The 14045-nt window shown below is 42.1% G+C and carries 17 protein-coding genes; 8 read left to right on the forward strand and 9 right to left on the reverse strand.

Features of this window, described 5'->3' with window-relative positions; all coding sequences use genetic code 11:
- The first annotated feature begins 6 nt into the window (after positions 1-6).
- From SOI82_RS05980 to SOI82_RS05990, 3 genes are all read left to right on the forward strand, one after another.
- Positions 7-1500, forward strand: coding sequence for an iron uptake porin (locus SOI82_RS05980; protein ID WP_320666550.1), 1494 nt, complete (start codon positions 7-9; stop codon positions 1498-1500).
- Positions 1501-1755: 255 nt separating this feature from the next.
- A complete protein-coding gene (gene cysK, locus SOI82_RS05985) occupies positions 1756-2691 on the forward strand; it encodes a cysteine synthase A (RefSeq protein ID WP_320666551.1) in 936 nt (311 codons plus the stop codon).
- A gap of 58 nt (positions 2692-2749) precedes the next feature.
- A complete protein-coding gene (locus SOI82_RS05990; protein WP_320666552.1) occupies positions 2750-3445 on the forward strand; it encodes a J domain-containing protein in 696 nt (231 codons plus the stop codon).
- Positions 3446-3476: 31 nt separating this feature from the next.
- Here SOI82_RS05990 and ndhO read toward each other — a convergent pair whose 3' ends face one another.
- Positions 3477-3722 (reverse strand): NAD(P)H-quinone oxidoreductase subunit O, encoded by a 246-nt coding sequence (ndhO, locus tag SOI82_RS05995; protein WP_320668358.1) that lies wholly within the window; start codon positions 3720-3722, stop codon positions 3477-3479.
- 158 nt (positions 3723-3880) lie between these two features.
- Between ndhO and SOI82_RS06000 the strand changes: the two genes are divergently transcribed.
- A complete protein-coding gene (locus tag SOI82_RS06000) occupies positions 3881-4825 on the forward strand; it encodes a TIGR01777 family oxidoreductase (RefSeq protein ID WP_320666553.1) in 945 nt (314 codons plus the stop codon).
- 135 nt (positions 4826-4960) lie between these two features.
- On the opposite strand, the gene SOI82_RS06005 is transcribed toward SOI82_RS06000, so the two are convergent.
- The 3 genes from SOI82_RS06005 to SOI82_RS06015 are packed head-to-tail and all read right to left on the reverse strand — an operon-like array spanning position 4961 to position 7043.
- The gene (locus SOI82_RS06005; RefSeq protein WP_320666554.1) at positions 4961-6169 is read right to left on the reverse strand and encodes a lipid-A-disaccharide synthase-related protein; all 1209 of its coding nucleotides are present in this window, start codon (positions 6167-6169) and stop codon (positions 4961-4963) included.
- A gap of 1 nt (position 6170) precedes the next feature.
- Positions 6171-6590, reverse strand: coding sequence for a hypothetical protein (locus SOI82_RS06010; protein ID WP_320666555.1), 420 nt, complete (start codon positions 6588-6590; stop codon positions 6171-6173).
- 60 nt (positions 6591-6650) lie between these two features.
- On the reverse strand, positions 6651-7043 hold the full coding sequence (locus tag SOI82_RS06015) for an iron-sulfur cluster assembly accessory protein (protein ID WP_320668359.1): 393 nt from the start codon (positions 7041-7043) through the stop codon (positions 6651-6653).
- Positions 7044-7149: 106 nt separating this feature from the next.
- Between SOI82_RS06015 and zds the strand changes: the two genes are divergently transcribed.
- Positions 7150-8610, forward strand: a complete 1461-nt coding sequence (gene zds, locus SOI82_RS06020; protein ID WP_320666556.1) for a 9,9'-di-cis-zeta-carotene desaturase — start codon at positions 7150-7152, stop codon at positions 8608-8610.
- A gap of 1 nt (position 8611) precedes the next feature.
- On the forward strand, positions 8612-9082 hold the full coding sequence (locus SOI82_RS06025) for an SRPBCC family protein (RefSeq protein ID WP_320666557.1): 471 nt from the start codon (positions 8612-8614) through the stop codon (positions 9080-9082).
- A 114-nt stretch (positions 9083-9196) separates the two neighbouring features.
- Here SOI82_RS06025 and SOI82_RS06030 read toward each other — a convergent pair whose 3' ends face one another.
- Genes SOI82_RS06030 through SOI82_RS06045 form a run of 4 tightly spaced genes read right to left on the reverse strand, consistent with a single transcriptional unit; the run spans position 9197 to position 12293 of the window.
- Positions 9197-9997 (reverse strand): uroporphyrinogen-III synthase, encoded by an 801-nt coding sequence (locus tag SOI82_RS06030; RefSeq protein ID WP_320666558.1) that lies wholly within the window; start codon positions 9995-9997, stop codon positions 9197-9199.
- Between the two features lie 39 nt (positions 9998-10036).
- Positions 10037-11689, reverse strand: a complete 1653-nt coding sequence (locus SOI82_RS06035) for a glycoside hydrolase family 3 N-terminal domain-containing protein (RefSeq protein ID WP_320666559.1) — start codon at positions 11687-11689, stop codon at positions 10037-10039.
- Positions 11686-12084, reverse strand: coding sequence for a 30S ribosome-binding factor RbfA (gene rbfA, locus SOI82_RS06040; protein ID WP_320666560.1), 399 nt, complete (start codon positions 12082-12084; stop codon positions 11686-11688). Before rbfA ends, SOI82_RS06035 begins: the two co-directional genes overlap by 4 nt.
- Positions 12085-12086: 2 nt before the next feature.
- On the reverse strand, positions 12087-12293 hold the full coding sequence (locus tag SOI82_RS06045) for a DUF751 family protein (protein WP_320666561.1): 207 nt from the start codon (positions 12291-12293) through the stop codon (positions 12087-12089).
- A gap of 59 nt (positions 12294-12352) precedes the next feature.
- Here SOI82_RS06045 and SOI82_RS06050 point away from each other — a divergent pair, with 59 nt between their 5' ends.
- Complete coding sequence (locus SOI82_RS06050; protein WP_320666562.1) at positions 12353-13063, forward strand: glutathione S-transferase family protein; 711 nt, start codon at positions 12353-12355, stop codon at positions 13061-13063.
- 159 nt (positions 13064-13222) lie between these two features.
- A complete protein-coding gene (locus tag SOI82_RS06055; RefSeq protein WP_320666563.1) occupies positions 13223-13486 on the forward strand; it encodes a chlororespiratory reduction protein 7 in 264 nt (87 codons plus the stop codon).
- Here SOI82_RS06055 and SOI82_RS06060 read toward each other — a convergent pair.
- Complete coding sequence (locus SOI82_RS06060; protein ID WP_320666564.1) at positions 13440-14036, reverse strand: shikimate kinase; 597 nt, start codon at positions 14034-14036, stop codon at positions 13440-13442. The two genes, SOI82_RS06055 and SOI82_RS06060, sit on opposite strands and share 47 nt — an antisense overlap.
- Positions 14037-14045: the final 9 nt, after the last annotated feature.

A 14045-nucleotide genomic window follows, 5' to 3' on the forward strand; every position in this document is an offset into this window, starting at 1 on the left:
GAATCAATGAAACTTTTCCAGCAACTGCTGGTGGCACCTGCTGCATTGGGGCTAATGGCTCCTGTAGCAGCAACCGCTGCAGAGCTCAATGTCAATGGAGTCTCTGAATACTCCAACCCAGGTCAAGTAGAGAGCATCTCTAACTTTTCTGACGTACATCCAAGCGATTGGGCCTTCCAGGCTTTAAACAATCTTCGCCAGCGTCATGGTTGTGCAGCTGCAAATCCAAACAGCAGCATGACTCGTTATGAAGCAGCTGCCCTTCTGAACAAGTGCCTTGGCAATGTTGCTCAGGTAAACGAAGAGGAGCAGTCACTAATTGACGAGTTCGGTGCTGAGCTTGCTGTTATCAGAGGCCGCTTAGACGTACTAGAGAATGACATGGACGGCATTGAAGCCGGTGTTTTCTCTACTACAACTAAGCTTTCAGGCTCAACAACATTCGTGATTGGTGGCATTGGCACCAATCGTGGTACAGGTAGTCACCACGGCACAGCAGGAACAGCAAACAGTCCTGAGCAACACGAAGCGGTCGTCTTTAATTACGACACGAAGATTGCCCTAGAAAGCAGCTTCAATGGTGACGATTTGTTCGTAAACAGGATTCGTGTTGGCAATACTACAGCCGCAGATCCTTTTGGTGCTAATGGAGTCGCCGCACTAGAAAGTGCTTCTTCTACTGCTGATGCACTGCAAATAGATCGTAGTTACTACCAGTTCCCAATTGCTGATGATTGGACGGCAACTATTGGTGCCAGGGTTCGCCAAGACGACATGCTTGGTGTTTGGCCCAGTGATTACCCAAGTGATTCAGTACTAGACGTATTGACCTATGCAGGTGCTAACGACACTTACAACCTAGCTTTGGGTGCTGGTGCTGGTGTGACCTGGACAAACGACAACTTGGTAGCAAGTACTCTGTTTGTATCAGAAAACGCCGATAACGCTTCTTCTCAAGAAGCTACAGCTGGTGGTGTGTTAACTGCCCAAGGTGCTGACACCGTCACAACCCAGCTTGCTTGGGTAGAGGACAACTTCACTGTCGCAGCTGCATACACTTCCGACGACAACGGAAACTGGAATGACAGCATCGACGAGGGTGATTACAGTGCATGGGGACTCAGTGGTGTCTACCGTCTAGACAACGAAAATGAGTGGGTTCCTTCATCCATCAGTGCTGGCTATGGCTGGAAGAGTGTCGACAATGAAGACCCAACTGACAGCGCAGCCAACAGAATAGAAGACTCAACCACATGGAGCCTTGGTTTCTTGTGGAATGATGCCTTCACTGACGGCAACAACCTCGGCTTAGGTCTTGGAACTGCTGAAGGTCATAGAGATGACACTGGTTATGACGATCCATTAGCATGGGAAGTCTTCTACCAAATGGCTGTTAGCGACAACATCACTGTTACTCCTGCAATCTTTGTCATTCAAAGAGATAGCGAGCGCAATGATGATGTAACTGGTGCTTTGGTTAAAACAACCTTCACCTTCTGATCAAGTAGTTCGTTCTCAGAACTCAACTTGCATGAACACCCACCACTTCGGTGGGTGTTTTTTTTATGGCAATACCAGTACCATCCCTAAAAATTCATATAGAAGTTTGCCGATTTCATCCAACTGAAAATTATTTCGAATAAACAATCACCCAGGAACAAAAAAAGACAACTCATGACTCTGCAAACAATATAGATTTGTTGACTAGTCCTGTGTTTATTTAGATGGCCTCATGGTCATTTTTAGCCATCATCCATGACCATTGCCTCTGACATAACTGCACTAGTAGGTCAAACGCCCTTAGTGAAGCTAAGCCGTTTACCAAAAGCATTTAATTGCCGTGCAGAGTTGTTAGCCAAATTAGAAAGCTTCAATCCGACAGCATCCGTTAAAGATCGAATAGCTGGGGCAATGGTTCAAGCTGCAGAGGAAGAAGGAACTATTCAACCGGGTCAAACTGTTCTAATAGAACCTACAAGCGGCAACACAGGCATAGCTCTGGCAATGGTTGCGGCAGCAAAGGGGTACAGGCTAATACTCACCATGCCTGACACAATGAGTCAGGAAAGAAGATCCATGCTCCGCGCATATGGAGCAGAACTACAACTCACTCCAGGAGAGGAAGGAATCCAAGGTGCTATTGATTTAGCTAAAGAATTAGTAACTTCTACTCCCAATTCCTATCTACTTCAGCAATTTGACAATCCTTCAAACCCACAAGTTCATGAAGCCACAACAGCACAAGAAATTTGGAAAGATTGTGAGGAGAAACTTGATTGCCTCATTGCAGGAGTTGGGACAGGTGGAACTATCACTGGATGTGCAAGAGTCTTAAAGAAAAAAAATCCAAATCTTGTTGTAATTGCTGTAGAACCTGCATCCAGTCCTGTGCTTTCCGGAGGCCAAGCAGGCCCCCATCGTATTCAAGGCATTGGTGCTGGATTTATCCCCAGTGTTCTAGACAAATCATTAATAGATGAAATTCTTCCAATCAGTGACGATGAAGCCATGGAAATTGGTAGACGATTAGCCAAAGAAGAAGGTTTACTGAGTGGTGTCAGCAGTGGTGCAGCCGTTGCCGCTGCCCTCAAGATTGGAGCCCGTGAAGACATGCAAGGAAAGCGACTTGTTGTGATCCTTCCAAGCTTTGGTGAACGTTATCTCTCTACCTCCATGTTCAGTGGCATCTAGATCACTAACTCAACATCTCAATGGAGAAATGGAAACCCGCTAATTTCAACCGGCTTATATGTCCATAGATCATTATCAAACCCTAGGCATTAGCCCAAGCGCTAGTTCAGCAGAAATTAAAGCAGCCTATAGGAATTTAGTTAAACAACATCACCCCGATACAGGAGGAGATCAACAAATTATTCTTAAGCTCAATGCTGCTTGGGAGGTTCTAGGAGATCAAGAAAACCGTCTTGCCTATGACAAACAAGCTTTCACCTCCCTTAATCAAGAAGCTCAAGAACGAGAAATAAGAAATGCTCGTGCAAGCACTGCAGCCCAAAATGTCCAAGGGCAATCAGCTGCAGCTAAAGATGCACTAAGCAAATGGTTGAATGAGGTCTATACCCCTATAGATCGATTACTCGGGCAAGTAATAAATCCCTTTTCATCAAAACTGCGCGATCTTGCAGCTGATCCATATGACGACGCCCTCATGCAAGAGTTTTGCCGCTATCTAGAGCAAAGTCAAAAAAAGCTTGAAAAAGTTGAGCAGATATTTCAATCAAGACCAACCCCTATTCCAGCACAAAGCTTTGGTTTAAGCCTTTATCACTGTCTGTCTCAAGTGCAAGATGCTTTAAATGAACTTGAACGATACACAATGGGCTATGTCGATAGCTATCTCCATGATGGACATGAGATGTTGAGAGAAGCAAAAAAAAGACGCTCAGGACTTCAAACAGAGCGCAGAAGATTCAATATCAATTCATGATTATTTCGTCTTAACCTTTGCAATCTCTGAATCAGGACCAGGCTTCTAATTGGTCGATTCTTAGCCAAACATCTGGAACAGGCCTTCTCCAACGCACTTGACCATAATCACCTTTAATGGATAAAAGCTCTCCAGGGCCTTCCAAAATGTAGTCTGGCAACAATGGGTCACTGGCTTTTGACTCAAGGCTATTTTGATATGCCAGGCGGTTCACTTTTACCAAAGCACCTTTTCTAAAACTTCTTGAAGAGTTAGAAGAACCAATTTCCTCAACCATAAGAGAAATTTCATACTCCTTAAGGTTAAAGCCTGTCATGAAGAAAGGTGTTTCAGCTCATAAGATGTTTTAACCCTAGCCTTCAAGACATTTTCCATTAAGGCTGAGTCAAAGAAGCTGAAATCGCCTTAATCTCCAATCAAGACACTACTTGATAAATGCGTCTGCTACTGATTGGCTGCACAGGATTTATAGGTCGTGAATTAGTCCCTCAGCTCTTAAGCGCTGGGCACCATGTCACCTTAGTAAGTAGAAAAGATCAGAAAGGTTTTGATCAAAACCTTTCATCTCATCAATTAATTTGGTTGCAACAAAATCCAGCAGAATTAATTAACTGGGAACAAGGTGAACTTTGGACTGCACTTAATAAAGCAGATGGTGTAATTAATCTTGCAGGGGAGCCAATCGCTGAGAAGCGTTGGACAGCCACTCATTGTCAAGAAATAAAAAATAGTCGCCTAAATACAACAAACGGATTGGTAAATGCTTTGGGGCAACTTAGAAGACCTCCTCGAGTGCTGATAAATGCATCCGCTGTGGGCTATTACGGTACAAGCCAAGATGCTCTATTCAACGAAAACAGCATTAATGGCAACGATTTCTTGGCCAAGCTTTGCAACGAATGGGAAGCTACAGCAAACAAAAAACCACGATCATCAAGACTAATAATATTCCGAATAGGAATTGTTCTTGGTCCAGATGGAGGCGCTCTAAAGAAAATGCTTCCTGTCTTCAAAGCTGGCTTGGGAGGCCCGATTGGAGATGGAGATCAATGGATGAGTTGGATCCATCGCACTGATCTCTGTCAAATGATCCAACAAGCTTTAACAAACAAATCTTGGTCTGGAGTAATTAACGCTGTTTCCCCATCAGCTGTATCGATGAGCAAGTTTGCTGCTGTTCTAGGAAAAAGCCTTGGACGACCAAGTCTTTTGCCAGTGCCTGGAGCTCTTCTAAAACTGTTGTTAGGTGATGGAGCACGAGTAGTACTTGAAGGACAACAAGTTGAATCAATCCGACTAAATCAAATTGGTTTTAAATTTCAATACGCCAAACTTGATCAAGCACTTGCCGCAATAATTAACCCCGTTAAAGATCAATAAATATAAGTTGCAATCTTAATTAAAACTAAAGCCAGCTCCTCTCAGTGCCAATAATTATTAGCTCTCAAAAGTACTACAATCAACTAGCCAGAACGAACAACAAAAGCTTTTTACAAAAAGTACCCAAGAGGGCAATTAATAATATTCAACAAGTAATTTTGTTATTGCATTCGCGATACGTTTCGATCCTCCTCCCTCCCCTAATCTTCTTTTAGCTTGCTTCTTACACTCTTTTTTTAAGGAGGAATCATATTTACTTCTTTCAAGTAAATCCAAAATCAACTTATATGTACTCCTAAAGTTAACTTCTTCGCCTGCATTACCAGGACCACAAAATATCGTAGTGCCTAGTAATCGCCTCTGGGCATCAGCAAAGCAATCAGTAAATTGTGGTCCATAGCCTACTAGTTGTACAACTGGCTTACCAAGACCTACCGCTTGCTCAGTTGCAGTACCAGCCATAGAAAGCAAAACATCGCTGCACTGCAATACTTTTGCAAATGAATTACGATGAATATTAATATTGCAATTGTTTCTCACTAGTTGCGAAGGGTTGGACCCTTGAGAAGAACCTATTAGCTCCCAACCCTTAGAAGAAGCCAAATGCTTAAGTTCTTCATCTCCTAATGAAGTTACTAAAGCCAAATCAAAACTTATCTCTGAACTTGATAACCTTGCTTCAGAGAAGAGTTCCACAACACTAAGAATTAAAAGAAGGTTTTCATCTAATTCCGGCCTTCGACTCCCGGGCAAGATACCCAAGCGATACATAACATTTGGTAAGTCTGATTTATTTGTTAAAACAGAATCCATAAAAGGATTTCCCAGAAAGTAAACATTTCTCAAGAGCTGTATTGTTAAATCATCAGAAGTAAGTTGATCCCTTGTATAAATGCCTAGGAATCTTTTACTGGATAAGCAACTCGCACAAAGCCAAGGAAGTTTTAACTTGCCTTCATAGTGACTAGAATAAGCAACCAAATAAGTAACCACTGGTAATCTTGTTAGCCAAGCTGCAATGACGGGAACAACATCTCCAATGACCACCAAAAGATCATAATTACTGCAAACAGCAAGCAAATTGAACAGGCGTCCCAAAAGGTAAACCAATTGGCCCTGCACAATTTCAGTGATTCGCCCAGATAAAGTTGTATAACCCAATCCACCAGTGCTGAATTCCTTTGTCTTTCCCAGAACTCTGATACCTGTTGTTAAATATGATTTTCCATGACCAACTAACGGGAAAGCATCAACTTCATGATCAAATTGGTTAAGAGCTTTCCCTATAAGAGCTCCAGAAAGATCTTCTCCATGACCATTGCTCAGAAGAAGGATTCTAGCCAAATCAAAGCTCCAGCCAATTCTTGATTTTTTTCAAAGACTGCCAATCAGGCTTTCTTGTGAAACCATCTTCTATTGAGTTTTTTAGTTCTTTTTCAAGGTCTGGAACAGCTACTAAAACTCTTTGGAGGAACTCAATATGATCTCGAACCCCCTTCGACTTCGTCTCTAATAATGCCAAGCAAAGATTGATTCTAGATTGAGGATCTTGTCTATTTAGCTTGACGGCTCTTCGAGCCGATCGAAGTGCTTCCTCGTTCTGATTGCAAAGCAATTGAAGCCAAGCCAGACAAGTCCAACCTGCCGACTGATTTGGAGCTGTTGAGGTAATCGCCTCAAAATCCTTGATCAATTCAATAGCATCTGTTCCAGACTCATATCTAGCCATCGCCTGATCAAAAAGGCTTTCTTCGGTGGACTCCATTAGGTTAATAAGAACTGAAAAGAATCTTTGAGCTGCCTCATTTGAAAAGTTTTCGGTAGTTCATACAGCAAAAGAGCTTCCACACCCACAAGTTTGAGTCGCGTTGGGATTGCTGAAATTAAACCCCCCACCAATTAGATCCGTGCTGAAGTCCAATTGCATCCCATAAATATAAAGAAGGCTTTTAGGATCGCAAACAACTTTGAACTCAGCACCATCAGGAGAGGTGTAGTCATAAACCTCATCATCCTTTCTAATGTCTGAAGTAAGGACAAAGTCCATGGTGTAACTCATACCACTACATCCACCAGATCGCACACCAACTCTGAGTAACTTACCGTCACCCTGCTCTCGGCAAAGGCGAGTTAGTTGCTGCATGGCAGTCTGAGTAATCACAATGCCCTTGCCGTCTACGGCAGTATGCGTATCTTTTTGGATATTTGGAATACTCATAGTTATTCGTATGCTTTCAGACACTTTATGAAGGGATATTGAATTTTATCTTCAGGAACTCTGTACGTCATATTCCTAGAGTTAGGAAGTTCTTTTCTGAAAAAGGGTGCAAGTTGCAATAGTTGGAGCTGGGCTTGCAGGATTAACTGCGGCTATAGACCTTGTCGATGCAGGTCACAAAGTTGATCTCTATGAAGCAAGACCTTTCATAGGAGGCAAGGTAGCCAGCTGGGAAGATCCAGAAGGAAACCATATTGAAATGGGTCTACATGTTTTCTTCTTCAATTACTCCAATCTTTTTGCATTAATGCGAAAAGTTGGTGCAATAAACAATCTACTTCCAAAAGATCACACTCATTTATTTGTAAATCACGGCGGAGACCTACGATCATTAGATTTTCGTTTTGCACTTGGTGCTCCTTTCAACGGGCTGAAAGCTTTTTTCACAACTCCTCAGCTGGACTGGATTGACAAATTGCAGAATGCACTGGCTTTAGGAACAAGCCCAATAGTCAGAGGGCTTGTTGATTACGAGGGAGCAATGAAAACAATCAGAGCACTGGATTCAATCAGTTTTCAAGAGTGGTTTCTTAACCATGGTGGCAGCATAAACAGCATCAAACGAATGTGGAATCCAATTGCTTATGCATTAGGTTTTATCGACTGTGAGGCAATTTCAGCTCGCTGCATGCTCACGATCTTCATGATGTTTGCTTCAAAGACTGAAGCGTCCAAACTAAATTTACTAAAAGGCTCCCCTCATCGATGGCTTACCAAGCCAATTTTGGATTACATACTTGAGAAAGGGGGCCAACTACATTTACGCCATCGTGTACGTGAAATTCATTTTGAAGATGGTGATTCACCTCGTGTAACTGGCTTAGAACTCAGCACGCCTAATGGAAATATGGAAATTGAAGCTGATCAATATCTTGCAGCATGCGATGTACCTGGAATTCAAAGAATGATCCCGAAAGCTTGGCGCCGTTTCCCTCAGTTCGAAGGAATCAACAAGCTAAAAGCAGTACCAGTAGCAACTGTTCAATTGAGATATGACGGGTGGGTCACGGAAATGAATGACACTGCAGCGATGATGAATCTTGAAAACCCAACTGGATTAGACAATTTGTTATATACCGCTGATGCAGACTTCAGTTGTTTTACAGACTTAGCTCTAAGCAGTCCTGTGGACTATCGCATCGAAGGCCTTGGATCTTTGTTGCAATGTGTACTGACCCCAGGAGATCCATGGATTACAAAATCCGTTGAAAAAATTGTTGAGCATACTGATGCCCAAGTGAAATCACTTTTCCCATCTTCTCGTTCTTTAAAACTTATTTGGAGCAATGTAGTCAAACTATCTCATTCTCTTTATCGAGAAGAACCAGGCATGGAACCATACAGACCTGATCAATCCACTCCTATCATAAATTTCTTTTTAGCAGGCAGTTACACACGTCAGGACTACATCGACTCTATGGAAGGTGCAACTATGAGTGGTCATCTGGCGGCTGCAAAAATGCTTAGCAAATCAGCTGAGCCTTCAACAAATTCATCTGTTATCTGACATGGGACGCTGGCTGGATCACACTGTCACTTGCGATATCCAAGCACCTGTTGCCCAGGTATGGAGGGTATGGTCTGACCTAGATGCAATGCCTCTATGGATGAGTTGGATTGAATCAGTAAAAACAATTGATGCCCCAACAAAAACACTCCCCGACCTAACTGAATGGACATTAGCTGCGAATGGATTTCGCTTTAAATGGCAAGCAAAAATCAACGAACGTATTGAAGCACAAAAGCTTCAATGGGAATCAATTGGGGGATTACCTACCAAGGGTTCTGTTCGATTCTATCCAGAAGAGGAGAGTCGAACTATTGTTAAGCTATCAGTTACTTATGAGTTACCTAGAATATTAGCGCCAATTATGGAAGCTAATATTCTAGGCGGCATGGTTACCAATGAACTACAAGGCAATCTAGATAGATTTAAAGATCTTGTTGAAAGTGGTTATGGAGCAATTAATAGTAAATAAAAAAATTAATTATTTCTAAGAAGAAGATAAAAACATATATAAAAATCCTTATTTCATCTTTTTAATTATTAATAGGCAATGTTTTTTATCTGCTATTAACTAAAGCCAAATAGATCATCTCAATGCGGAAATACATGCCTTGAGAACGCCATCAAGGTCATGAGGGTCTGCCTCTTGATCAACCCGCTGGAAATGATTCTGACAACTACGACTGGTTTGAGGACCTATTGAAATCAATTTCACTCCACAAAAGTTTTGTTGCCAATCAACTCCAAACCGTTGCATCATCAACTGAGCGGTATGCCGAACTGTTTTTCCACTAGTAAACACAATGGCATCAACTGCTTTTTGCTTAAATGCATTTGCAGTTACCTCTGGCATATGTTTTGGACAACAGGATTCATATGCTGCAACTTCAACAACCTCCGCACCTGCTTGCGCAAAAGCATCTGCCAAGATTGTTCGACCTCCTGATTGAACTCTTGGGATAAGAATCCTGAGTCCTATTCCAGAAACTGGGAAATTCTCAATAAGGCTATCAGCTACAAACTTTGGTGGAACAAAATCTGGGATAACGCCAAGCTTTTCTAGGCAAAGCGAAGTTTTTCTTCCAACAGCAGCGATTTTTAAAGTATTTGGTTTACTCATCAAGTTGCTTCGAAGCTTCTGCAACCTTCGCTGTACTGCTTGTACACCATTACTACTCGAAAATAAAATCCAATGAAAACTATTTAGCTCATTTAATGCATCATCAAGAGGTTCCCATCGGTCAGGCGGTCCAATGACCAGTGCGGGCAAATCTAAAACTCTGGCCCCTATTCCCTGAAATAGTCGATGAGCTTCACTCTGCTGATCTTGAGCACGAGTCATTACTATTGTCTTTCCAATTAAAGGCATATCAAGCTCGCAACTCATAACTAAACCTCATCCAATCCAAGATGCAGAATATATAGGTCAGTCCGTAAAGTCAGATATTTTTTGAGGTGGCAAGTCTTTATTGGAGTTGACGGGTTGAAACAAGGAAGCAAGGACCATACCTTGAGCTTGTTGCATCTGCGCAGGGCTATAAGCAGCGGGTATGGAAGAATCAAGATTTCTAATAAGTTCATCCCATAAATAAGGGCTGCCATAAATAACTATTCCAGAGAGCCGATTATGTTGTTCCAGTTGACGAACTGCAGCTACCCAAGGTTCCCTGTTATTTAAATCACCACGAAATGGGTTGCCTCTCAAAAAAAGCTGGAGAAAAAAAGAACCATTGCCAAATCTATCCAAAGCCAAAGGTTCATTGAGATCATCTTGCCAAGGGTTAACCCCCAACTGATGGCAAAGTACTGTTCTATAGCCTGCTTCCTGAGGCACCGAAATTGCTGGTGACGTTTGCGTCAAAAATGAGCAAGGTAGAACTCCATCTACTCGCAACAAATTAATACCACCTTGACTAACTCCTAAATCCTTTTTCTCCTGATTTCGAACTTTTATTGAAAGGCTAATCAATTCTTCAGCAAAAAGTTGGTCCTCCGCACGCTCTACTTCAAATAAATCGTCTTTAGCTTTATATGTGGGCAATGTCGATCTCAAAGAATCAACTTTTGCTAATGCTTGTTTGCGTCTCTGCAAAGATTGTTGAAGTCTTTCCATTGGAATTCTTCCAGAAAGCAAGGCTTGGCAGATCGCGTCAATAGCCTCATCAGGATTCTCTGGCATCATCAACAAATCAGCTCCTGCTTTGAATGCCATCACAGCAGCTTCTCCCCCGCCATAACTCTTTTTGATGGCCTCCATCACCAAAGCATCGGTAACCAACAGTCCATCAAAACCAATTTCTTCGCGCAAACAATTAAGAACAATTGGAGAAAGGGTCGCTGGGTAATTCGGATCAATTTGTCGCAACAAAACATGGGCAGACATCACACTGTCGACTCCAGAGGCAACAACTTCCTTAAAAGGCAAAAGTTCTATTTCCTGAAGCCTATTTAAATCATGGTCAAGAACTGGTAATTCCAAGTGGGAATCAACAGAGGTGTCCCCATGCCCAGGAAAATGTTTTGCACATGTCAAAACTCCTTGCGAAGAAAGGCCTCTTTGAAACGCAATTGTGAGAGCTGACACCGTAAAAGGATCCTCACCCCAAGCCCTCATATTGATCACAGGGTTATTAGGGTTGTTATTGATATCGCATACTGGAGCAAGTACCCAATTAAGCCCGCAAACCCGAGCCTGAAAACCAGTACAAATCCCATATTTTTCTGCAAGCAATAAAGCCTTTTCAGGATATTTACGATGTATTTGTGCAATCCCCAAAGGGGGCACCAACAATGAACCACCTATAAAACGTTGACCTAAGCCTTCCTCAACATCAGCACATAAAAAAAGTGGTTTTGCTGCCCAACTTCGCAAGATTTTAGAGCGTTGCTTTAATTCAGAAACGCTCCCGCCAACAAGAATCACTCCTCCAACGCCTCTACTCAAAAGCCTTTTAAGGTCACTGTTTTTCAATTCCCATTCAGGGTATTGACGTTGAGAATCAAAAAGGTGTCCACTGGCACGTATGACCAATAATTCAGGTACAAGTTGACTTAAATCACTTTGGTTCAAATCAATCAAGACTCCAAACTCTGATCAGAAACCACTTCTTTTCTGCCATTTCTTTCTTTCTTCAAACGTTCCAAAAGATTTAGTACCGAAGTTCCCTTTTCTATTCCTTGGTCTAAGTAAAAAACAATTTCTGGAGCCCTTCTTAACTGCAAATTTCTTCCTAATTCCCCTCTCAGGAAACCACTGGCATCATTCAAACCAGTCATAACAAGGTTCTTCTGACTTTCTTCGCCATAGATACTCACAAAAATTTTGCAGTGCTGCAAATCTCCTGAGACCTCTACCTTTGTAATTGTGACCATACCTAGATGCACTCTTTCATCTCGGATGCCATTTATTAATAACTGACTAATTTCACGGCGAATGAGTGCAGCCACTCTTTCAACTCGGCGTCCATGTGTCATAACTAACTAATTGGGACGGGGAAAACCATTGCTCGCAAAATATAAGTAAGAGTTAGCAAACCACTAATCAATGCCCCAATAAGTGAAATCGCTGTTATGGGATTACTACTGCGCCGAACTAATGGATCAAGAGATGCCGCAAAAACACCAAGAACAATGGTTATAAGGTATTTGGGATACCTAAGCACATTCGAGAAAAATTCACCCATTGCATTAGCTAGTTGAAAAGATTAATGGCTACTCTGCCTGTCTTTGAGTAAGACGGTAAATGTTGGAACTAAATCAATTTCGTCATTCAGCTTTCTGTCTAAAGGTAAGGATGGTTTTGGGTGCAAAGAAGCTTAGTTACAGAGTTGTTGACATTGCACCTGGCAAAGACCAACTAGGGGTCTTCCGCAAATCTGGTCAAAGAAAAGTTCCGGTACTGATTGATGGAGATAAAGTTATACATGATTCCAGCGCGATTATTAGACATTTAGAAGCTGAGCATCCAAAACCAAAATTAATACCAGATAACCCTCAGCAAGAAACACAAGTGCACCTCATTGAAGATTGGGCCGACACAACCCTTGCAAAAGGTGTTAGTAAAACTCTACTGAATGCTGCGGCATTAAACCCTGAATTACGCATTTCTCTCATACCCGAAGAACTCCCAAGGCCTATTAAAGAATTAGTAAAAGGTTTACCCGCCGAATTTGTGAGAGTTAGCACAAAGCTTCTAAATGACAATGAAACGCAGGAGCTCCTAAAAAGCATTGAAAAAATTTCTAAACTCATAGAAAGCTCTCATTGGCTTGTTGGTGATCAAATGAGCTTGGCTGATATTGCTGTGGCAGCACAATTGTCCCTACTCCGATTTCCCAAATCTGCCGGTGAGCCGCTAGCAGGAAAAGGTTGTCCTGGTTTTAGTGATCATCCACAATTTCAAGCTCTTTTTAATTGGCGGGATGCATTAGAAATGATTTGTCTTAATGGCTAAAGATCTAAAGTTGTCGCCTGGGCCTTGATAAATAGCTTGCCATTCTTCTCCACCAATGTCTGGAGGAGTTAAATTCACCTCATTCAGCAACTCTGAGGAATCAACTTGCTGATTTGATTCCAGAATGAACAAACAAATAGTAATAGGAGCAAACTTTTCATGTCAGACCCTCTCATTCGAGCTTGTGATGACTACGTAGTGTTGGAACCAGGTCAACCAGAAAAATTCCTTAATGCAAAAGAAACTCATGCCTGGTTAATGCATTGGCTAGAGAACTTAGATCAACTCCCCGAAGATCTTCAAAGCCAAACTTCAATAGCTGCTGCAGCTCAGCGTTTAATTGATACGGCATGTGATCTAGAAATCAAGCCTGGCTTCATCTTGCAGTGGTTTGCGGTGCGTTTGGAGCCTCCGGCCCATTAAGCATTGCTAGCAAGTCTTGCAAGATTTGTTTTGCAACTTGTTGAGGAGATTCATCAGCGACCTTCAAATGCAGATCAGCTTCTAAATAAAATTTTTCTCGTTCATCAACAAGCCCATATAAAGCAGTACGAGAATTTGTGTGCTTTAGCAAAGGTCTTTCGCCAGGGTCCGCTTCTAATCTGGAAAACAGCCTTTCTCGTCCAGGGTCCAACCAAATGACAATCCCTTGATGTAACACCCCCCAGTTTTCTGGTTCTGTGACCAAACCTCCGCCAGTAGCAACAACTAATGAGTGTCGTTGACCAATAGCTTTCAACACCTCTTTTTCAATAGTCCGAAAACCTTTTTCACCCTCATTTTCGAATATGAGTGAAATAGATTCGTGACAAACCTCCTCGATTACTTTGTCCGAATCAACAAAACCATAACCAAGTGCTTCAGCCACATACGGTCCTGAAGAAGTCTTACCAGCCCCCATCATTCCTACAAGGTAAAGATTGCAACCACATAACCTTTCCTTAACGAGAGAAGAGGTAGAAGAATCAGACATAGAAACAGA

The organism is Prochlorococcus sp. MIT 1307 (assembly GCF_034092395.1).
GTDB lineage: Bacteria > Cyanobacteriota > Cyanobacteriia > PCC-6307 > Cyanobiaceae > AG-363-K07.

Excerpts from the sequence above, each read along its gene's own strand:
- SOI82_RS06025 (WP_320666557.1), top strand. The coding sequence starts at position 8,612 with ATGGGACGCTGGCTGGATCACACTGTCACTTGCGATATCCAAGCACCT.
- SOI82_RS05980 (WP_320666550.1), top strand. The coding sequence starts at position 7 with ATGAAACTTTTCCAGCAACTGCTGGTGGCACCTGCTGCATTGGGGCTA.
- SOI82_RS06015 (WP_320668359.1), bottom strand. The coding sequence starts at position 7,043 with ATGAGTATTCCAAATATCCAAAAAGATACGCATACTGCCGTAGACGGC.
- cysK (WP_320666551.1), top strand. The coding sequence starts at position 1,756 with ATGACCATTGCCTCTGACATAACTGCACTAGTAGGTCAAACGCCCTTA.
- SOI82_RS06010 (WP_320666555.1), bottom strand. The coding sequence starts at position 6,590 with ATGGAGTCCACCGAAGAAAGCCTTTTTGATCAGGCGATGGCTAGATAT.
- ndhO (WP_320668358.1), bottom strand. The coding sequence starts at position 3,722 with ATGGTTGAGGAAATTGGTTCTTCTAACTCTTCAAGAAGTTTTAGAAAA.
- SOI82_RS06060 (WP_320666564.1), bottom strand. The coding sequence starts at position 14,036 with ATGTCTGATTCTTCTACCTCTTCTCTCGTTAAGGAAAGGTTATGTGGT.
- SOI82_RS06000 (WP_320666553.1), top strand. The coding sequence starts at position 3,881 with ATGCGTCTGCTACTGATTGGCTGCACAGGATTTATAGGTCGTGAATTA.
- SOI82_RS06055 (WP_320666563.1), top strand. The coding sequence starts at position 13,223 with ATGTCAGACCCTCTCATTCGAGCTTGTGATGACTACGTAGTGTTGGAA.
- SOI82_RS05990 (WP_320666552.1), top strand. The coding sequence starts at position 2,750 with ATGTCCATAGATCATTATCAAACCCTAGGCATTAGCCCAAGCGCTAGT.
- rbfA (WP_320666560.1), bottom strand. The coding sequence starts at position 12,084 with ATGACACATGGACGCCGAGTTGAAAGAGTGGCTGCACTCATTCGCCGT.
- SOI82_RS06045 (WP_320666561.1), bottom strand. The coding sequence starts at position 12,293 with ATGGGTGAATTTTTCTCGAATGTGCTTAGGTATCCCAAATACCTTATA.
- SOI82_RS06050 (WP_320666562.1), top strand. The coding sequence starts at position 12,353 with ATGTTGGAACTAAATCAATTTCGTCATTCAGCTTTCTGTCTAAAGGTA.
- SOI82_RS06030 (WP_320666558.1), bottom strand. The coding sequence starts at position 9,997 with ATGAGTTGCGAGCTTGATATGCCTTTAATTGGAAAGACAATAGTAATG.